Origin of the sequence: Sinorhizobium sp. P24N7 (genome assembly GCF_042436655.1) — a bacterium.
In the GTDB taxonomy this organism is placed as follows: Bacteria; Pseudomonadota; Alphaproteobacteria; order Rhizobiales; family Rhizobiaceae; genus Sinorhizobium; species Sinorhizobium meliloti_A.
Window position 1 is genome coordinate 265,570 of sequence record NZ_JBHMIW010000001.1, and the last position, 18,976, is coordinate 284,545.

At 64.5% G+C, this 18,976-nt stretch carries 14 protein-coding genes; 2 read left to right on the forward strand and 12 right to left on the reverse strand.

The window, feature by feature from the left end:
- Nucleotides 1–3: 3 nt before the first annotated feature.
- The 5 genes from trpS to mutS all read right to left on the reverse strand — a co-directional run bounded on the left by trpS (nucleotide 4) and on the right by mutS (nucleotide 8,851).
- Nucleotides 4–1,068, reverse strand: a complete 1,065-nt coding sequence (trpS, locus tag ACFHWW_RS01225; RefSeq protein WP_018094004.1) for a tryptophan--tRNA ligase — start codon at nucleotides 1,066–1,068, stop codon at nucleotides 4–6.
- Nucleotides 1,069–1,159: 91 nt separating this feature from the next.
- Nucleotides 1,160–1,549: a VOC family protein gene (locus ACFHWW_RS01230; RefSeq protein ID WP_275596892.1), complete on the reverse strand. Its 390-nt coding sequence runs from the start codon at nucleotides 1,547–1,549 to the stop codon at nucleotides 1,160–1,162.
- Nucleotides 1,546–3,153: a murein biosynthesis integral membrane protein MurJ gene (gene murJ, locus ACFHWW_RS01235; RefSeq protein WP_324762788.1), complete on the reverse strand. Its 1,608-nt coding sequence runs from the start codon at nucleotides 3,151–3,153 to the stop codon at nucleotides 1,546–1,548. Before murJ ends, ACFHWW_RS01230 begins: the two co-directional genes overlap by 4 nt.
- Entirely contained in the window at nucleotides 3,150–5,999 is a 2,850-nt protein-coding gene (locus ACFHWW_RS01240; protein WP_379937064.1) for a [protein-PII] uridylyltransferase, read from the reverse strand. Before ACFHWW_RS01240 ends, murJ begins: the two co-directional genes overlap by 4 nt.
- Before the next feature lie 101 nt (nucleotides 6,000–6,100).
- A complete protein-coding gene (gene mutS, locus ACFHWW_RS01245) occupies nucleotides 6,101–8,851 on the reverse strand; it encodes a DNA mismatch repair protein MutS (RefSeq protein ID WP_379937065.1) in 2,751 nt (916 codons plus the stop codon).
- Between the two features lie 102 nt (nucleotides 8,852–8,953).
- On the opposite strand from mutS, the gene ACFHWW_RS01250 reads away from it, so the two are divergent.
- The gene (locus ACFHWW_RS01250) at nucleotides 8,954–11,239 is read left to right on the forward strand and encodes an NADP-dependent malic enzyme (RefSeq protein WP_379937066.1); all 2,286 of its coding nucleotides are present in this window, start codon (nucleotides 8,954–8,956) and stop codon (nucleotides 11,237–11,239) included.
- 278 nt (nucleotides 11,240–11,517) lie between these two features.
- Here the strand turns inward: ACFHWW_RS01250 and ACFHWW_RS01255 are convergent, their stop codons facing one another.
- From ACFHWW_RS01255 to ACFHWW_RS01275, 5 genes are all read right to left on the reverse strand, one after another.
- Nucleotides 11,518–12,408: a GNAT family N-acetyltransferase gene (locus tag ACFHWW_RS01255; RefSeq protein ID WP_018093998.1), complete on the reverse strand. Its 891-nt coding sequence runs from the start codon at nucleotides 12,406–12,408 to the stop codon at nucleotides 11,518–11,520.
- Nucleotides 12,409–12,525: 117 nt separating this feature from the next.
- On the reverse strand, nucleotides 12,526–14,808 hold the full coding sequence (locus tag ACFHWW_RS01260; protein ID WP_379937067.1) for an ATP-binding protein: 2,283 nt from the start codon (nucleotides 14,806–14,808) through the stop codon (nucleotides 12,526–12,528).
- Between the two features lie 47 nt (nucleotides 14,809–14,855).
- On the reverse strand, nucleotides 14,856–15,356 hold the full coding sequence (lspA, locus tag ACFHWW_RS01265; protein WP_100669767.1) for a signal peptidase II: 501 nt from the start codon (nucleotides 15,354–15,356) through the stop codon (nucleotides 14,856–14,858).
- A complete protein-coding gene (locus tag ACFHWW_RS01270) occupies nucleotides 15,353–16,213 on the reverse strand; it encodes a TrmH family RNA methyltransferase (RefSeq protein WP_379937068.1) in 861 nt (286 codons plus the stop codon). Before ACFHWW_RS01270 ends, lspA begins: the two co-directional genes overlap by 4 nt.
- Nucleotides 16,210–17,385 (reverse strand): class I SAM-dependent methyltransferase, encoded by a 1,176-nt coding sequence (locus ACFHWW_RS01275; RefSeq protein WP_379937069.1) that lies wholly within the window; start codon nucleotides 17,383–17,385, stop codon nucleotides 16,210–16,212. The genes ACFHWW_RS01270 and ACFHWW_RS01275 overlap by 4 nt, the downstream gene beginning before the upstream one ends.
- Before the next feature lie 172 nt (nucleotides 17,386–17,557).
- On the opposite strand from ACFHWW_RS01275, the gene ACFHWW_RS01280 reads away from it, so the two are divergent.
- On the forward strand, nucleotides 17,558–18,016 hold the full coding sequence (locus ACFHWW_RS01280) for a carbon monoxide dehydrogenase subunit G (protein WP_018093993.1): 459 nt from the start codon (nucleotides 17,558–17,560) through the stop codon (nucleotides 18,014–18,016).
- Between the two features lie 28 nt (nucleotides 18,017–18,044).
- On the opposite strand, the gene ACFHWW_RS01285 is transcribed toward ACFHWW_RS01280, so the two are convergent.
- Both ACFHWW_RS01285 and ACFHWW_RS01290 read right to left on the reverse strand, forming a co-directional pair.
- Entirely contained in the window at nucleotides 18,045–18,389 is a 345-nt protein-coding gene (locus ACFHWW_RS01285) for a DUF1049 domain-containing protein (protein WP_100669770.1), read from the reverse strand.
- A gap of 191 nt (nucleotides 18,390–18,580) precedes the next feature.
- The gene (locus ACFHWW_RS01290) at nucleotides 18,581–18,892 is read right to left on the reverse strand and encodes an integration host factor subunit beta (protein ID WP_003527713.1); all 312 of its coding nucleotides are present in this window, start codon (nucleotides 18,890–18,892) and stop codon (nucleotides 18,581–18,583) included.
- Between the last annotated feature and the right edge of the window lie 84 nt (nucleotides 18,893–18,976).

The following is an 18,976-nucleotide window of genomic DNA, read 5'->3' on the forward strand; positions in this document are numbered from 1 at the left end:
GAACTACTGCAAAAAGCCGATGATTTCGCGGACCTCGCGCATGGTCTTCTCGGCGCGTTCCCGGGCGCGCTCCCCGCCCTTGCGCAGGATAGCGTCGATATGCGCGGTATCGCCCATCAGCCGGCGCATCTCGCCCGTGATCGGCGAAAGCACGCTGACGGCGAGGTCGGCCAGAGCCGGCTTGAAGGTCGAGAATTGCTGGCCGCCGAATTCGGCAAGCACCTCTTCTTTCGACCTGTCGGCGAGCGCGGCGTAAATCCCGACGAGATTTTCCGCCTCCGGTCGATCCTTAAGACCGTCCGCTTCGCTCGGAAGCGCGTCCGGATCGGTTTTGGCCTTGCGGATCTTCTTCAGGATCGTATCGGCATCGTCCATCAGATTGATGCGCGACAGGTCGGATGGGTCCGATTTCGACATCTTCTTGGTGCCGTCGCGCAGCGACATGACGCGCGGTGCCGGGCCGCCGATCAGCGGTTCGACCGGGGGGAAATAGGCATGGATCGGCTCTTCTCCGACGACGATGTCGACGCCGTAGCCCCGCGTCCGGATATGCTCCATGAAGTCGATATTGAACTTCTGGGCGATGTCGCGGGTGAGTTCCAGGTGCTGCTTCTGGTCGTCGCCGACGGGCACGTGGGTGGCGCGATAAACGAGGATGTCGGCCGCCATCAGGCTCGGATAGGCGAGCAGGCCGAGCGAAGCGTTTTCACGGTCCTTGCCGGCCTTGTCCTTGAACTGGGTCATCCGGTTCATCCAGCCGATGCGGGCGACGCAGTTGAAGATCCAGGCGAGCTCGGCATGCTGCGGCACGGCCGACTGGTTGAAGACGATGTGCTTTTCGGGGTCGATGCCCGAGGCGATGAAAGCCGCCGCGATCGACCGGATCTGGCCCGGCAGGTCCTCATGCACGAGCTGCGCGGTGATCGAGTGCAGGTCGACGACGCAATAGATGCAATCGTTGTTTTCCTGAAGGGCGACGAATTTGCGGATCGCGCCGAGATAATTGCCGAGATGCAGGTTGCCGGTCGGCTGAACACCGGAAAATACGAGCGGCTTGAATTCGTTCATGTCGTCCCCAATCGGGCTTGTGGAGGGCCCGGCTCCAGTTGATATCCGCCGCGCTTATGCACGGCGGGCCGGGCGCAATCAAGAGGCATGGTCACGCGGGCTGAAGGAGATCCCACCTATTGCCGAAGGGATCGGCGAAGACGGCAACGGTTCCGTAGACCTCATGGCGGGGCGCCTCGAGGAACGTCACGCCTGCCGAAAGCATGGCGGCGTGATCGCGGCCGAAGTCGTCGGTGAAGAGAAAGAAGCCGACCCGCCCGCCGGTCTGATTGCCGATCGCGGCGCGCTGCCTTTCGCCCTCGGCCCTGGCGAGCAGGAGAGCGGTCTCCGCCGCACCTTTCGGCCGCACGACGACCCAGCGCTTGCCGCCGCCGAGGTCGCTGTCATCGAGGAGGTCGAAGCCGAGCTTGCCGCAGTAAAAGGCGATGCCCTCGTCGTAGTCGGGTACGACGATGGCGACGCGGGCAATCGACTGTCTCATTGCCGATCCGCCCCTTCGCTCGCCCGCTCGGCGGACGAGGCCGGTGCCCCCCGTTTGACGCTGCGGCGGATCATCGAGAGGCTTGCGCCGCCGGTCCCGAACGCAACCGCGAAATAGATCGCCATCGCGGCGGCGATCAGGCCGCAGAGCGTAAGGGCGCGGGTCGCAAGCGGTGCGGCGGAAGAAAGGGGCAAGGCGAGCCAATCCACGGCAAAGTACAACGCGGCCGCCATGACGGCAGCGGCGATCACCAGCCGGGGAATCCTCGTCAGCAAGGGAATATCGCGCCCCCAGTGCCCACGCCAGACGAGCGTCGCGAAAAGAAGCAGGGCGTTCACCCAGCCGGCGACGATTTCGGCCGTCGCGATGCCGCTGGCGGCAAGCGACGGAAAGAGCGTCAGCGCCAGGGAGACGTTCACGGCCACGGAAATTCCGGCGAAGATCATCGGCGTGCGGGTGTCCTCGCGGGCGAAGAAACCGGGAATGAAGGCCTTGATCAGCACGAAGGCCGGCAGGCCGAGGCCGTAGATCGCCAGAATATGCCCGACGACGACGGTGGATTCCGGCGAGAACTGGCCGCGCTCGAAGAGGAGCCGGACGATAGGCTCCGACATGACGAGCAGCGCCGCGGCGGCGGGAAGTGTCAGGAATAGCGTGAATTCGACGGAACGGTTCTGCAGGTTTGCCGCCTCGTTGAGATTGCCGCCGCGCAGAGCCCGCGCAAGCTCGGGCAGAAGCACGGTCGCAACGGCAATGCCGACGACGCCGAGCGGCAGCTGATAGATGCGGTCGGCATAGACGAGCGACGAGACGGCGCCTTCCTTTGCAGAAGCGATATTGGTGTTGATCAGGAGGTTGATCTGCGTGATGCCGCCGGTGATCGCCGCGGGAAGCGCCAACACCAGCAGGCGTTTGACGTTCGCCGTCAGCCGGGGTCGGCGAAAACCGATGCGGATCCCGGCATTGCGCACCGCGACCCAGACGATCGCCAGTTGCACGAGGCCCGCGGCCAGCACCCCCCAGGAGAGATCATAGCCGACCGCGACCGCATCCTGGCCGCTGTACCAGGCATAGGCCAGAACGCCGATCAGGATGAAGTTCAGGAAGACCGGCGCGATGGCTGCCGCGAAATAGCGGTGCAGCGAATTGAGCATGCCCGCCATCATTGCCGCCAGCGACATGCAGGCGAGATAGGGAAACATGATCGTCGCGAAGGTGACGGTGCTTGTGAATTTCGCGGGGTCGTCGGCAAATCCGGGAGCGATCAACTGCCCGACGATGAAAGGCATCGCCAGTTCCATGGCGATCGTCAGCAGAAGAAGAACGGTGAAGAGGACGCCGAAGACCTCCTCGGAAAAGCGCCGTGCGCCTTCCATGCCGTGCGCCTCGATCTCCCTGGCGAAAAGCGGCACGAAGGCCGAATTGAACGCCCCTTCGGCAAAAAGCCTGCGAAAGGTGTTCGGCAGCCGGAAGGCGGTGTTGAAGGCGTCGGCGACCGGGCCGGTGCCGAGCGCGGCCGCCATGAAGGTTTCCCGGATAAAGCCGAAGAGCCGGCTTCCGAGCGTTGCGCCGCCGACGGTGGCGAATTTCTTGACCAGACTCATGTTTCGGCTTTTGTCGTTTTGGAACCGTGGGGTACGCGGGACACAGGGGTCGGCGCAATGATGCCGGAGGGCATGCGCTCGCGCGCTTCGTCCACCTCGCCCGCCAGCACCGCCTTGAGGCGCGCCGCAATGTTCATCTGCCGGTTCTCGCTGGTGATCTTCGAGCCGACCAGATCGGTGACGTAGAAGGTGTCGATCACCTTTTCGCCGAAGGTGGTGATATGGGCCGAGGCGATGTCGAGCGACAGGTCTGACAGCACCGCGGTCACTTCGGAAAGCAGACCGGTCCGGTCGAGGCCTTCGACCTCGATGACGGTGAACTTGTTCGACAGCGTATTGCTGATGGTTACCTCCGGCGTCACGGTGAAGGCCCTGCTGCGCTTCTTCACACGCGTCCGGCTGGCGATCACCTCGGGCAGCCTCTTGCGGCCGGAGAGCACGTCCTCGATCAGCTTGCCGATGCTTGCCGCCCGGCGCGTCTCGTCCTCGGCGACCGAGAACTCGCGGTTGACGAGAATGGTATCGAGCGCCCGGCCGTCCGATGTCGTGTGGATCTGCGCGCCGACGATGTTGGCGCCAGCCGCGGCGCAAGCGCCGGCGATGACGGTCAGCAGGCGCGGATGGTCGGGCGACAGCACCGTGATTTCGGTGATGGCGTGGAAGTCATGGGTCCGCACCATGGTCGCGAGCGTCCGGCCCGCATTGTCCGCCTCACGGATGAAGCCCGCATGACGCACCTGCTCCTCGAGCGCCACGGTCAGAAGATAGGGCTGGTAATGCAGCCGCACATAAGCCTGGCGCTCCTTCTTCGGCCAGTCGGCGAGCGCCTCCTCCAGCATATGGGCGGCGTGCTTCGCCCGCTCCTTGCGCGACAGTTCCGAAAAGCCGCCCGAGAGCAGAAGCTCGGTCTCGTAGTAGAGCGTGCGCAGGAGCTGGCCCTTCCAGCCGTTCCAGACGCCGGGCCCGACAGCGCGGATGTCGCAGACGGTGAGGATGAGCAGCATCTTCAGCCGTTCGAGGGATTGGACCCGTTCGGCGAAATCGACGATGGTCTTGCGGTCGTTAAGGTCGCGGGTCTGCGCGACCATCGACATGGTCAGATGTTCCTCGACCAGCCAGACCACCATTTCGGTCTGTTTCGGGGTCAGCCCGAAGCGCGGGCAAAGCTTTCGCGCGACCTTGGCGCCGGCCACCGAATGATCCTCCGGGCGGCCCTTGGCGATGTCGTGCAGCAGAACGGCGACGTAGAGCGCCTCGCGGTCCTCGATGCCAGGCATCAGCATCGCCGTCAGGGGATGCGCCTCCTCCTCCAGGCCCCGCTCGATGCGGGAGAGGACGTCGACCGAGCGCAGGAGATGCTCGTCCACCGTGTAGTGGTGATACATGTTGAACTGCATCATCGAGACGATCTTGCCGAATTCGGGAATGAAACGGCCGAGCACCCCCGCTTCATTCATCCGGCGAAGGATCAGTTCCGGATTGCGCCGCGAGGTAAGTATCGACAGGAAGAGCCGGTTGGCCTCTTCGTTTTCACGCAAGTGCGGCGTGATCAGGCTCAAAGACCGGGTCACCTGCTTCAGCGCCGCCGGATGAAATTCGAGCCCGTTGATGTCGGCGATGTGGAACAGGCGCATGAGGTTTACCGGGTCGCGCTTGAACACGTCGGTGCTCGCAAGCGCGATGCGCCCGCCGTCATCGACGAAATCGAGCGTGCCCGCGATCTTGCGGACGCGATTGCGGAAGCGGCTTATGACGCCCGTGATCCCGGGCGTGTCCTTGGCCTGCTGGTCCTCTAGCGCCGAGCAGAAGATGCGGGTCAGGTCGCCGACGTCCTTGGCCACCAGGAAGTAGTGCTTCATGAAGCGTTCCACCGCCGAGAGCCCGGGGTGGTCGTGATAGCCGAGCGCCTCGGCGATCTCGCGCTGGATGTCGAATGAGAGGCGCTCCTCCGCCTTGCCGGTCAGGAAATGCATGTGGCAGCGCACCGCCCAGAGAAAATCCTCGGCCTTCTGGAAGAGCTTGTACTCCTGCTTCGAAAGGACGCCGAGCTTGACGAGATCGGCGGAGTCCTTGACCCGATAGAAATATTTCGAAATCCAGAAGAGCGTGTGCAGGTCGCGCAAGCCGCCCTTGCTTTCCTTGACATTCGGCTCGACGAGGTAGCGCGTGTCGCCCGCCTTGCGATGGCGCTCGTCCCGCTCGGCGAGCTTGGCGGCAATGAATTCCGGGCCGGTATTGCGGACGATCTCGTGATCGAAGCGCGTTTCGAGTTCGTTCGCCAGGGCCGCGGACCCGCAGACATAGCGGCATTCGAGGATTGCGGTGCGGATGGTCATGTCTGCACGCGACAGGCGGATGCATTCCTCGATCGTTCGCGTTGCGTGGCCGACCTTGAAGCCGAGGTCCCACAGGATATAGAGCATGAATTCGATCGCCGGCTCCGCCCAGACCGCCTTCTTGGCGGGCAGGAGGAAGAGCAGGTCGATATCAGAGCCTGGCGCCAGCGTTCCGCGGCCGTAGCCGCCGACGGCGGTAACCGCGATGCGCGAAGCTTCGGGAGCCTTCGCGGCGTCGAAAATCTGGTTCAGCACGAAGTCGTGCAAAAGGGTAATCAGTTGGTCCTGAAGCCAGGAGATGCGCTCGGCGCATTTTATTCCTGCGCCGTCTGCGGCGAGCAGTTCGCGCGCCTTGGCGCGGCCCGCGACATTTGCCTCCTTGAAGGCCGCAAGCAAGGCCCGGCGCATCGGTTCGCGCTGTTCGGCATGCGCGGAGGCGATGAAGTCGCACCTGGCCCGAAGCGCCGACACGTCCAGGATTTCGGGAAAGGAGGTTTGGTGTCTGGCCATGAAGTGCCGAGGAGCGTCCTGTCCGACTTAGATCATTCGTTGCAAGCGCCGCTGTATAGCCCTTTTGCCGGCCGAATGACAGGGGAAATAGCCCGGCGAAATCAGCGGTTGGAAAGCTCCTTCTTGAGCGCGTAAAGCGCGTCGAGCGCCTCGCGCGGCGTCATGTCGTCCGGGTTAAGCGCCTTCAGGGATTCCTCGACCTTCGAAGGACCCGACGATGCCCTCGCCGCCTCCTCCCGCCGGACGGCGACCTGGAACAGCGGCAGGTCGTCGATCAGCTGGCTCGCCGGATTCTTGCGGTCGGCATCCTCGAGCTTGGCGAGCACATCCTTCGCGCGGGCGACGACCGACGGCGGCAAGCCTGCAAGGCGGGCGACCTGGATGCCGTAGGAGCGGTCGGCTGCGCCCGGGCCCACCTCGTGCAGGAATATGACGTCGCCGTCCCACTCCTTGACACGCATGGTCGCGTTCGACAGCCGCACGAGCTTTTCGGAGAGCACGGTCAGCTCGTGGAAATGGGTCGCGAAGAGCCCGCGGCAGCGATTGACCTCGTGCAGATGCTCGACCGCCGCCCAGGCGATCGACAGACCGTCGAAGGTCGCGGTGCCGCGGCCGATCTCGTCGAGGATCACCAGCGAGCGGTCCGTCGCCTGGTTGAGGATCGCCGCCGTTTCGACCATCTCGACCATGAAGGTCGAGCGCCCGCGGGCGAGATCGTCCGAAGCGCCGACGCGCGAGAAGAGCCGGTCGACCACGCCGATATGCGCGGCGGCCGCGGGCACGAAGGATCCCGTCTGGGCCATGATCGCGATCAGCGCGTTCTGGCGCAGGAAAGTCGACTTGCCGCCCATATTGGGACCGGTGAGGAGCCAGATCGCGCCGCCCTGCTCGCCGTTCGGCGGAGAAAGATCGCAGCCGTTGGCGACGAAAGGATTGGCAGCCTGGCGCCGCAAGGCCTGCTCCACGACGGGGTGGCGTCCACCCTCGATCGCGAACATTCGCGAGCGGTCGACCGTAGGGCGCGTGTAATTCTGCTCCTCCGCAAGCACCGCGAGCCCAGCCGAGACGTCGATCGTCGCGAGCGCCAGCGCTGCCGCCTTGATCGCCTCGGCCTCGGCGACCACCTCGCGCGTCATGGCCTCGAAGGTCTCGACCTCGATCGCCAGCGCCCGGTCCGCGGCATTGGCGATCTTCGTTTCGAGCTCGGCAAGCTCGGTCGTGGTGAAGCGCATCGCATTCGCCATGGTCTGGCGATGAATGAAGCGGGCGCGGCCGGCATCTGTGTCGGTCATCGATCCGGCATTGCCGGCGGTCACCTCGATGAAGTACCCCAGCACGTTGTTGTGCTTGATCTTCAGCGACTTGATGCCGGTTTCTTCGCAATATTGCAGCTGCAGCCCTGCGACCACGCGGCGCGACTGATCGCGCAGCGCCCGCATCTCGTCGAGTTCGGCGCTCGCGCCCTCGCGGACGAAGCCGCCGTCGCGTTTCAGAAGCGGCAGTTCCTCGGCAAGGGTTGCGTCGAGGCGCGCGAGCAATTCCCCCGGCAAGGCCGCGATCGTGTTGCGCGCTTCGGTCAATTCCGCCGAGAGCTCGGCGCCCGTAAGGAGCGCCGATATCGCCGCCGCGGCCCGCATGCCGGCCTGGATGGCGCCGAGATCGCGAGGGCCGCCGCGGCCGAGCGCGAGCCGCGACAGGGCCCGCGGCATGTCCGGCGCCCTGCGAAGAGCGTCGCGAACATCCGTCGTAAACCGCGGCTGATCGGCCAGCACCTCGATCGAATCGAGCCGCTGGTTGATCCGCTCCGGGTCGGTCAGCGGCGACATCAGCCTTTCGGCGAGCAGCCTGGCGCCTCCGCTCGTCATCGTACGGTCGAGCGACTTGAGCAGGCTGCCGTCCCGGGAGCCGGAAAGCGTCTTGGCGAGTTCCAGATTGGCGCGGGTCGCCGGATCGATGAAGAGTGTCGAGGCGGCGCTTTCCCTTTCCGGAATGCCGAGCGCCGGGCGCTCCTGGAGCTGGGTTTTCTCGACATAGGAGACCGCCGCCGAAGCGGCCGCGAGCTCGGCGCGCGAGAAGCTGCCGAAACCGTCGAGCGTCCCGACGCCGTAGTAGCGCGAAATGCGCCCCTCCGCCGTCGCGCTGTCGAAGAGGACGGCCGGCTGCGGCACCGCGACGCGCCCGAGCACGTCGAAGACGGCCCTGAGATCGGGATCGTGAAACACGGTGTCGGGCACGATCAGCTCGCGCGGTTCGATGCGCAATATGTCGGCAAGCAGGCGGCTTTCCGCCGTCTCGGCGAGGCGGAAGATGCCCGTCGAAATGTCGATCCAGGCAAGGGCGTAGGCCGGCTCCGAGCCGCTCCTGATGCGCGCCAGCGCCATCAGATAGTTCGATTCCGAAGGCGAGAGCAGCTTCTCCTCGGTGATCGTTCCCGGCGTCACCAGGCGCACGACATCGCGGCGCACGACCGATTTGCTGCCGCGCTTCTTCGCTTCGGCCGGGTCCTCCACCTGTTCGCAGACGGCGACACGGTAGCCGGATGCGATCAGCTTCTGCAGGTAATCGTCGGCCGCATGCACCGGCACGCCGCACATCGGAATTTCCTGCCCCATGTGCTGGCCGCGTTTCGTCAGCGTGATACCGAGCGCGCGCGACGCCTCGACCGCATCCTGGAAGAACAGCTCGTAGAAATCGCCCATGCGGTAGAACAGGAGCGAATCCGGATTGTTCGCCTTGATCTCGATGAACTGCTCCATCATCGGCGTGGCAGTGGAGCGGCTCTCCTCACTTGCGAGATCGGACACGGAAAGGACGTCGCCCGAACGGTTCGATGCATCCATCAGGAAATTCATGATTGTTCCAAAAAAAGAGATGTCACACTATCCGCAAGCATTTATAGACGACAACAACAAAGAGGCTGACCAGGAGGGTCGCCCACAGGAGGTTGAGGAAACATGCCGGGTATCGACAAGACCGACCGCGCAATGACCAGCGTCACGGCGCAGGAAGCGCTCGATTTTCACTCTCAAGGTCGCCCCGGAAAACTGGAAATCTCGCCGACCAAGCCGATGGCGACGCAGCGCGACCTTTCGCTTGCCTATTCGCCCGGGGTCGCCGTTCCGGTCAAGGCGATCGCCGACGATCCGGCGACGGCATACGACTACACGGCTCGCGGCAACATGGTTGCGGTGATTTCCAACGGCACGGCGATCCTCGGCCTCGGCAATCTCGGCGCACTCGCCTCGAAGCCCGTCATGGAGGGCAAGTCCGTCCTCTTCAAGCGCTTCGCCGACGTCGATTCGATCGACCTCGAGGTGGATACCGAGAACGTCGACGAATTCATCAACTGCGTCCGCTTTCTCGGTCCCTCCTTCGGCGGAATCAATCTCGAGGACATCAGGGCGCCGGACTGTTTCATCATCGAGCAGCGGCTGCGCGAAGTCATGGACATTCCCGTCTTCCATGACGACCAGCACGGCACCGCGATCATCGCCGCGGCAGGCCTCGTCAACGCGCTGACCCTGACCGGCCGCGACTTCAAGACGGCCAAGCTCGTCTGCAACGGCGCGGGCGCGGCGGCGATCGCCTGCATCGAGCTCATCAAGGCGATGGGCTTCAACCCGGCGAACGTCATCCTCTGCGATACCAAGGGGGTCATCTACAAGGGCCGTACCGACGGCATGAACCAGTGGAAGTCCGCCCATGCGGTCGAGACCGACCGCAGGACGCTCGCCGAGGCACTTGACGGCGCCGACGTATTCTTCGGCCTTTCGGCCAAGGGCGCGCTTTCCGCGGACATGGTCCGCTCCATGGGCGCACGGCCGATCATCTTCGCCATGGCCAATCCCGATCCGGAAATCACGCCCGAAGAAGTGGCCCTGATCCGCGACGACGCGATCGTCGCGACCGGCCGCTCGGACTATCCGAACCAGGTCAACAACGTTCTCGGCTTCCCCTATATCTTCCGCGGCGCGCTCGACGTGCGCGCCTCGACGATCAACGATGCGATGAAGATCGCCGCGGCGGAAGCGCTCGCCAATCTCGCCAAGGAAGACGTTCCGGACGACGTCGCCGCTGCCTATCAGGGCAACCGCCCGCGCTTCGGGCCGCAATATATCATTCCCGTCCCCTTCGATCCGCGCCTCATTTCGGCGATCCCGATGGCTGTTGCAAAGGCGGCCATGGAGACGGGCGTCGCCCGCAAGCCGATCGAGGACCTCAAGGCCTATGGACAGCAGCTTTCGGCGCGGCGCGACCCGATCGCCTCGACGCTGCAACGCATCGTCGAGCGCGTTCGCCGCCAGCCGAAGCGGATCGTCTTTGCCGAAGGCGAGGAAGTGCAGATGATGCGCTCGGCGATCGCCTATGCCAACCAGCAGCTCGGCACCGCGCTCCTGCTCGGGCGCGAGGAAGTGATGCGCGAAACCGCCGAGCGCGAAGGCATCGACCTCGACCGCGCCGGCATTCAGATCGTCAATGCGCGCCTGTCGAAGCGCGTCGGCGCCTATACCGATTTCCTCTATTCGCGCCTGCAGCGGAAGGGCTATCTCTTCCGCGACGTGCAGCGTCTGATCAATACCGACCGCAACCATTTCGCCGCCTCGATGGTGGCGCTCGGCGATGCGGACGGCATGGTGACGGGCCTTACGCGCAACTATTCGACCGCGCTCGAAGACGTGCGCCGCTGCATCGACCCAAAGCCCGGCCACCGGGTGATCGGCGTGTCCATTGCGCTCTGCCGCGGCCGTACGGTGCTCGTCGCCGATACCGCGGTGCACGACATGCCGACGTCCGAGGAGCTGGCGGATATTGCCGAGGAAGCGGCCGGCCTCGCCAAGCGGCTGGGCTATGTCCCGCGGGTGGCGATGCTCGCCTATTCGACCTTCGGCCACCCTTCCGGCGAACGCTCGGAGCGGGTACGCGAGGCGGTAAAAATCCTCGACCGGCGCCGTGTGGATTTCGAATATGACGGCGAAATGGCCGCCGACGTGGCACTCAATGCGCGGGTGATGGAGCAGTATCCGTTCTGCAGGCTTTCCGGCACCGCGAACGTGCTCGTCATGCCGGCTTTCCACTCGGCCTCGATCTCGACGAAGATGCTCCAGGAGCTGGGCGGCTCGACCGTGATCGGCCCGCTGCTGGTCGGCCTCGACAAGTCGGTCCAGATCGCCTCCATGTCGGCAAAGGACTCCGACCTCGTCAACCTGGCCGCGATCGCTGCCTATAACGCCGGGACGTGACGCGGGTCGGCGGAAAGCCGGAAAGCTGCTGACACTTCGGCTGTTGCGCGTCGCCAGGCTATGGTTGGAGCAAGCCTCAAGATCGCGCGAGCGCTCAAAACAAGAGCCCGCTTCCCGGGAACGGAGGCGGGCTCAATGTATCATGGCTGACCAATTTCGTTCGTGATGAAAAGTCGAGATTTGCTCGCGGAGCTACCCTCGCAGGCAGAGCGGCGAATGTTCTCCTTTATGGTTCAATATGCTTCCGTCATGAAAATTCGAGGTGCGGCGATAGACGATCAGGACACCGACGAGGAGAAACGCCCCGCATCGGCGCCGTAATAGTTCAGATAACGGCCGGAAATATTGCTGATCGGCAGGACGATCAGAACGTCGGTGGTGCGGAACGCTTGATCGACCACCGCCCCCTCGCCGACCATCGCACCGAGCCGCATATAGCCCTTGATCAGCGGCGGAAGCGCCGCGAGCGCCTTCTTCGGGTTGATCGCCTCCGGAGGCATCAGATCCATCGTCCGGTAAAGCTCCGGCCGGGCGGAAACCGCCCACTCGTCCCGGACCCGGACGTTATGATGCAGGAAGGAGAGCGCGAGCGCGTGCTCTTCGGGAACCACGCCCGGAAACGAACCGCAGCCGAACATCGCATCGATCCCGTGCTTCAGCGCATAGGCCCAATTGCCCTGCCACAGCAGTTCGACCGTGCGCCTGGTGCGATATTCCGGCAGCACGCAGGAACGTCCGAGTTCCATGAAGCGCTTGTCGGGATGACGCGAGAGAAGTTCGCCTATCGCAAACTCCGAGGCCGAGTAGAAGCCGCCGGTCCGCTCGGCAACGTCCTGGCGCAGCAGGCGGTAGGTTCCGACGATCTGCTCCTCCGCATCGCCCTCGATGGATGTATCGAGGACCAGCAGGTGGTCGCAGATCGCATCCCAGCTGTCGATGTCGCGCTTGCGTCGGCCGGCCTCGGGCGCCACCTGCGCCTTCATCTCCTCGACGAACACCCTGTAGCGTACTGCCTGCGCCGCATCGACCTCGGCTGCCGAACGGGCAAGGCGGGTCTCGAGATTGGCGATCCGTCCTAAAACATCGCCAGCCGGAGCCGCAACTGCCTTGCGGATGTAAGCATTGGAGGTGTCAACCACGCCCATCGAATCCAGAAGTTCGATCGTCATATCGTGTCATCCCGAACCGTCATTGCTGCCGGGCTTAGACCACGTTTCTGCAACAACATAGTGACACCAGGGCAGTATACAACCCCGACCCGGCCCGGTGCCCCGAAGCGAGGGATTCTAATTCGTAACGGGATGCATGAGGCGGGTGACTTCGGCAAGGAGCCGCTGCGGATCGGCGGGCTTCGCCAGCACGGCGTCCGCTCCCGCGGCTCGAAGGCGCTCATCGAGATCGCCGCGCGCGTCCGCGGTCAGGACGAGGACCGGCACCCGCCGCCTGCCTCCGGCGGCCTCCGCCTCACGAAGACGCCGGAGCACGTCGAGACCATCTCCGCCCGGCATGTTGAGGTCGGTGACGATCAGCGGCGGCGGGGCGGAACCGGCCGAGCGGAGTGCGGCTTCGAGCGCCTTGAAGTCACCGACATGATCGACGGCACGCCCGGTACGGCTGAGAACCGACCGCAGGACGAGTGCATTCACAGGGTCGTCCTCGGCAAGCAGGATGGCGCGAATGTCCGCCGTCGCGACCATCGACGCCGGCTCCTCCCGCAGCACCGGTCTGTTGTCGTTGATCGCGTCGCGTTTCTCCATTCCTCTAAGGCGCCCGAGCAGCACCTCGACCAGCGATCTCTCTCGAAGCGGGCGGATCAGCCAGGCCTCATAACCGCCGAGCCGGCTCACCGGATGGCTTGCGCGCTCCTCGGGACTGATGAGATAGGTTCTGCGCAAACGCAGGCCGGCTACCGCCGGCTCGCGAGCAAGAAGCTCGCGAAACTGCGCCGCATGACGGTGATCGACGATGACATCCGTCAGCGGCAGCCGATTGCCGAGCGCGCCGGCGACGACCCGTTCTGCGATTGCAAGTGTCGAAGCCCGATGGCACGTACCGCCCAGCGTCTGGATCGTGGCGGCAAGCGCGGCCGAGGAGGGCCCCTCGGGTGCCATGACGAGCACCTGTGCACCCGCCAGAATGCCGCGCCGAACGGGAACGGTCGAGAGACCGGCGCCAGCCAACGGGAAGCGGATCTCGAACCGGCTTCCCTCGCCGGACATGCTCGTGGCGGTCAGGCTGCCGCCGAAGGCCTCCATGATCCGCCGGGATATCGCGAGGCCGAGCCCGGTGCCTTTGGCACGCTGGGCGTCATCGCCTGCCTGCTCGAACTCTTCGAAAACGCGCGCGAGCTCGTCGGCGGACATGCCGGGGCCGCTATCGTCGATCCGGATGCGCACGGAGCCGTTCTCGATATCGACGGAGACGAAGACGCCGCCCTTCTCGGTGAATTTCACCGCGTTGCCGACCACGTTGAACAGCACCTGGCGCAGGCGCGCCGCATCGAAGAGCATCCGCTCGGGTACCTCGATGGCGACCGTTGCGCCGATCTCGATGTTCTTCTCGTGCGCGCGGGGCGAAAGCATCTCGACCACGTTCTCGACTGTCTGGCGCAGATCCTCCTGCGATGGGCGCAGCTGGAACCGTCCGGCGGCAAGCGACGAAAAATCGATCAGGTCCTCGACCAGTTGAACCAGGGTGTGGCCGGACTGCTGCATGCCGGCGAGATAGTTCTTCTGCTCTTCCGACAATCGCGTCTCGGCAAGGAGCCGGCTCATGCCGAGGATGCCGGAAAGCGGGGTACGGATTTCGTGACTGACGGTGGCAAGCAGACGGGACTTCGCCCGGCTCGCCTCCTCGGCGCGCCGCCGCGCCTCCTCCCTCCGGCTTGCCGCCAGCATTTCCTCGGTGACATCGCGAGCGATGCTGTGGCGCATCAACCGGCCGCGCGCCGGGTCGCGGACATGCACGTCGTGCCAGTCGTAGAGCCGCGTGCCCGCGGGCGTATAGATATGCACAAAGTAGCGGCCTGGGCCCGGCTTCGGCTCAAAGCGCAATCCCAGCTCCGCGCAGGTCAGCCCTCGCGCGTCCGCGCATCCGCAAAGCTCATGGAAGGCGCCATTGGCCTGCACGATCCTGCCATCAGGGTCGCGGACGATGGCGAGATCGCCCATGGCGTCATGGATCGTTGCAAGCGCCGCGGGTTCAATGCCATGCCGTGCGGGGTCCTGCGCAGTCTCGCCGGCACCGACGACCCACTTCCCGGACGCCTCGTCGCGGCCGGACAAGAGCAGGAAGGCGCCGGCCATGCCGCCAGCCGCGATGATCGCCGGCAGCAGGTGCAGACCCGCGCTCGCACCGACGGCGAGGAGCAGCATTGCCGCAACGATGCCGGCGAGAGCATAAGCGATGCGCGCGCCCGGCGGCCCTACGGAAGGGTAGCCCAACGACCGGCGCTGCCAGATGACGGCGGCGCCGAGCTTCACCGTGGGTGCCGCTGATGCCGTCCTGCCGGCTCCCGACCCCGTGTCCGCGCCAGCCCTCATCCGCTCTCGAAACATCCGCTCGCTCATGCCCGCGGACTAGCACGGCAAGCCTTCCGAATGCCTTCAGCCGACGCCTAAAGTTTTAGGGAACGCTCCTTTTTCGCCTGCAGCAGTTCATCGAGAATGATCGCGCCGGCGCCGACGGTGATGAAACTGTCCGCAAGGTTGAAGACGGCAAAGGACCAGGTGGCCGTGTAGAACAGGATATAGTCGATGACATAGCCGAAGAGCAGCCGGTCGACGAGATTGCCGAGCGCCCCGGCAATGATCATCGCGTAGCCCAGATGGGCAAAGAACCGGTCCTTCGGCGTGCGGCGCCACAGCCAGAGCACGAAGGTGACGACCGCCAGCCGGATGCCGACGATGAACCACCCCTCCATGCCGGAGAGCATCGAGAAGGCGACGCCGTAATTGTAGGTTCGGTAGAGGGCGAGCATCGGCACGACCGGCACGCCCTGTTGGAACGGCAGATACGCCTCCACCAGATATTTGACGAACTGGTCGGCGGCGAGCGCGACCAGAATGAAGAGCGCGATCGGGAGCGGCCGCGAGAAAAGTGTCTGCTCCTCCTTCATCGGCCGCCATCCAGAGACAGGAGGTGGCGCCGAGCCTCGAACAGCATGATGCCGGTCGCGATGGCGAGATTGAGCGAATCGGCACGCCCCGCCTGCGGAATGCGGGCGAGTGCGCCAGCCTCGCGCGCGAGTTCCACCGGCAGGCCCGCCTGTTCATTGCCCATCAGAAGCACGACCGGCTTCGATTTGTAGTCGATCGTGCGATAGTCGACGGAACCCGCCAGATGGGTCGCGACCACCTGAACGCCGGCCGCTCTCTGCCAGCGTATGAAATCCTCCGTATTCGCCCGCGCGATCGGCATGGCGAAAACCGAACCCATGGTTGCCCGCACGGTCTCGAGCGAAAAGGGATCCGTGGTTTCGCCGACCAGGATTATCCCGGAAGCCCCGGCCGCGTCGGCGGTGCGGATGATGGTGCCGAGATTGCCCGGGTCGCGCACGCGGTCGAGCGCCACATAGGTCTCCCCCTCCTGCGGATGAATATCCTTGAGCGGAGAGTAGCGCTGCTCGAAGATGCCGACGACCATCTGCGGATTGTCGCGTCGTGTGATGGTGGAGATCACCTTCTCGTTGACTTCGAGGACGAGCCCGCCTCTGGCGACCGTTTTCGCGGCCACCTGCTCGACCTGAGGCTTGCCCTTCGCCGCCTTGGCATAGACGAGCGTCTTGATCTTCCAGCCGAGATCGAGCGCGTCGATGACGAGCTTCAGCCCCTCGGCCATGAAGGAGCGCGTCTCGTCGCGATGCTTCTTCTGCGTCAGGGCCCGGATATCCTTGACGATCGGATTGGTGAGGCTGGTGACCTCCTTCACCTGCCCGACGCGTGCCGTGCCGTGGTCGCTTCTTTCGTTGATCATTTCGGCACCCAGCGGCTGAAGAGAGAGGTGGAGAGTGCGCGGCCCGGTGCAGTGCCGTCGAGGCCGCCCTCGCGGATGATGAGTTCGCCCGATTCCACCCGGCCGCCACGCCCGCGCATGGTCTCGCGCATGAGCTCGTGGATCGAATAGAAGCTCGCCCGGATCGAATAGGCGGTGAGCACGAGGCCCCGGGCGTCCGGCGACAGGATCTCGCGGCAGATGTCCAGCATCGCGGCCAGGTGATCGAACAATTGCCATACTTCGCCGTTCGGACCGCGGCCGAACTTCGGCGGGTCGGTGAGGATGATATCGTAACGGCTGCCGCGCCGCTCCTCGCGTTGGATGAACTTCATGGCGTCGTCGCAGATCCAGCGGATCGGCAATGTCTCGGCGCGCGCCAGGACCTGGTTCTCGCGCGCCCAGCCGATCGCCTTTTTGGAGGCATCGACATGCGTGACCTCCGCGCCCGCCTTGGCGGCGATCAGCGAGGCGACGCCGGTATAGCCGAAAAGATTGAGAACCTTCAGAGGCCGGCCGGCTGCGGCTACCTGGTCGCGCATCCACGACCAATGGGCGAGCTGTTCCGGAAAGACGCCGACATGGCGGAAGGAGGTGAACCGGCCAAGGAAATCCGTATCGAGGAGCTGCATCGGCCAGGTCTCGCCGAGCACCTCGCCCGGAAAACGCCAACGCCCCATGCCGTCCTCTTCGGTATCGCCGGTGAAGACGGCATCGGCCCGCTCCCATATCGATGCCGGCAGGGCCTTCGGCCAAAGCGCCTGTGCCTCGGGGCGGACGATACGATAGGGGCCGTATTGTTCGAGCTTCTCCCCATCACCGCTGTCGACCAGATGATAGCCCGCAGCAGCGGCGGTCTCGAGGATAAGCGGCACCCTCTCGGCCGGCTTCTCGCCGCTTCTCGGCTCGATGCGCCGCGTCGGAGCACTCTCCTGGACGGACTGCCGCTCGCTCTTGCGCGGCGCCGCTTCCGGCGGCGGCCCTCCTGCCGCTGCCTTGGGCCCGGCCTTCGCCTTGAGCCCGGTCTTCGTCCTGGGCCCGGTGCCTTTTGCGGGCGGCAGCCTTTGCTCGTGGCGGCCGCCGCGCGCCTCGGCGCCCCGGCTTTTTGCCGCCGTCACCGATGCGTTCTTCGATCGCCGGTCTTTTTCCTTCACGCGCTGATCCTTGGACTTCGTTCAACCATTCGGCGCAGCCACTCTCGACCGGGTTTTACGCGCCTTCGCCACGTCCGTAGCATGTTCAGCCTGCAAATAGCATCGCCGGTGCTCTTGGCAAAGCCGTTTCCGATTGCCAAGATCGCCAACAAGAGTGGACGGGAGGACCGGCATGAATATGAGCGGAGAGGAACGTATCGCGGCTGACCGAGACGCGGTCTGGCGTGGCCTGAACGATGCGGACATTCTGAAGCGATGCATTCCCGGCTGCCAGTCTCTTGAATTGAAATCGCCAACCGAGCTTGCGGCCGTGGTCAAGATCAAGATCGGCCCCGTTTCCGCATCCTTCAACGGCACGGTCGTTCTGTCGAACCTCAATCCCCCCGCGAGCTACACCATATCCGGCGAGGGCAAGGGCGGAATAGCAGGCTTTGCCAAGGGCGGCGCCGACGTCACCCTACTGGACGAGGGCGCGGAAACCGTGCTGCGCTACGACGTCACGGCGGAGATCGGCGGCAAGCTTGCCCAGCTTGGCTCGCGCCTCGTCGATTCGACGGCGCGCAAGCTCGCCCAGCAATTCTTCGCGGATTTCAACCTGGCCGTCAGCGGCAAGGCCGAGGCGGCGAGCTGAGGGCTCGGAACGCGTTCAGCACCGATCCTCAGCCTTGCGGCGCGGGCAGGCTCGCTTGCGTCGCCAGCTTCTCCGCCTGGTCGCGCTGCTTTTCGGCCTCGCGATGCCATTTCAGCGCCTCGTGGGCCTCGTTGCGCGCGCGACGCCGATATTTTCCCTGGGTGAACCAGGTCACGGCAGCGCCGAGCACGAGACCGACAATGACGGCGAGAAAGAGAAATACGAAAAACGGAGCCGAGATCGAAAGCACGCTGTCGGCGGGATTGAACGGATTCAACGCAAGCGTTGCCGTCTGGCGGTTGGCCACGCTCAGGACGATCAGCAGCACTCCGAGCGGCACGAAGACGACGATATTGATGAGTTTCTTGAGCATGCACCCGCTCCGACCAGAATGTTAATGCATGTCGCCCGGAATTGTGGGGCGGCTTCGCGACAACGACATGCATACGAATAGTGACATAAAGCGGGCCGCTTTGTTTCGACACGCTTATGAGGCGGAGAGCCGCACGATGTGCGGAACTCGGCGCCCGCGCGAGAGGCGCCGATCCCTGTGCGCCTCGTTCGTCAGTCGTCTTCACCGTTATTGTTGTCGTTCATCCCCGGATTGAGCCGCTCACGCAGTTCCTTGCCGGTCTTGAAGAAGGGCACCCACTTTTCTTCGACGAAGACGGAATCGCCGGTGCGTGGGTTGCGGCCGGACCGCGATGGCCGGTTCTTGACCGAGAATGCGCCGAAACCGCGCAGCTCCACCCGGTTGCCGGCAGCAAGCGCGTCCGTGATCTCATCGAGTACCGCATTGACGATATTTTCGACATCGCGGTGGTAGAGATGCGGATTGCGCGCCGCCACAATCTGCACCAGCTCTGACTTGATCACGTTCGCCCCCCTTGGTTTTTTTGGCTTGTTTTGTCTGCGTTTGCGCATTCGGGAAGGCTCGCCTGGAGCTGCGGCCTCGTGACG

What these genes read in the sequence shown, in the direction of transcription:
- trpS (WP_018094004.1), bottom strand. Translation starts at nt 1,068, where the DNA reads ATGAACGAATTCAAGCCGCTCGTATTTTCCGGTGTTCAGCCGACCGGC.
- ACFHWW_RS01230 (WP_275596892.1), bottom strand. Translation starts at nt 1,549, where the DNA reads ATGAGACAGTCGATTGCCCGCGTCGCCATCGTCGTACCCGACTACGAC.
- murJ (WP_324762788.1), bottom strand. Translation starts at nt 3,153, where the DNA reads ATGAGTCTGGTCAAGAAATTCGCCACCGTCGGCGGCGCAACGCTCGGA.
- ACFHWW_RS01240 (WP_379937064.1), bottom strand. Translation starts at nt 5,999, where the DNA reads ATGGCCAGACACCAAACCTCCTTTCCCGAAATCCTGGACGTGTCGGCG.
- mutS (WP_379937065.1), bottom strand. Translation starts at nt 8,851, where the DNA reads ATGAATTTCCTGATGGATGCATCGAACCGTTCGGGCGACGTCCTTTCC.
- ACFHWW_RS01250 (WP_379937066.1), top strand. Translation starts at nt 8,954, where the DNA reads ATGCCGGGTATCGACAAGACCGACCGCGCAATGACCAGCGTCACGGCG.
- ACFHWW_RS01255 (WP_018093998.1), bottom strand. Translation starts at nt 12,408, where the DNA reads ATGACGATCGAACTTCTGGATTCGATGGGCGTGGTTGACACCTCCAAT.
- ACFHWW_RS01260 (WP_379937067.1), bottom strand. Translation starts at nt 14,808, where the DNA reads ATGAGCGAGCGGATGTTTCGAGAGCGGATGAGGGCTGGCGCGGACACG.
- lspA (WP_100669767.1), bottom strand. Translation starts at nt 15,356, where the DNA reads ATGAAGGAGGAGCAGACACTTTTCTCGCGGCCGCTCCCGATCGCGCTC.
- ACFHWW_RS01270 (WP_379937068.1), bottom strand. Translation starts at nt 16,213, where the DNA reads ATGATCAACGAAAGAAGCGACCACGGCACGGCACGCGTCGGGCAGGTG.
- ACFHWW_RS01280 (WP_018093993.1), top strand. Translation starts at nt 17,558, where the DNA reads ATGAATATGAGCGGAGAGGAACGTATCGCGGCTGACCGAGACGCGGTC.
- ACFHWW_RS01285 (WP_100669770.1), bottom strand. Translation starts at nt 18,389, where the DNA reads ATGCTCAAGAAACTCATCAATATCGTCGTCTTCGTGCCGCTCGGAGTG.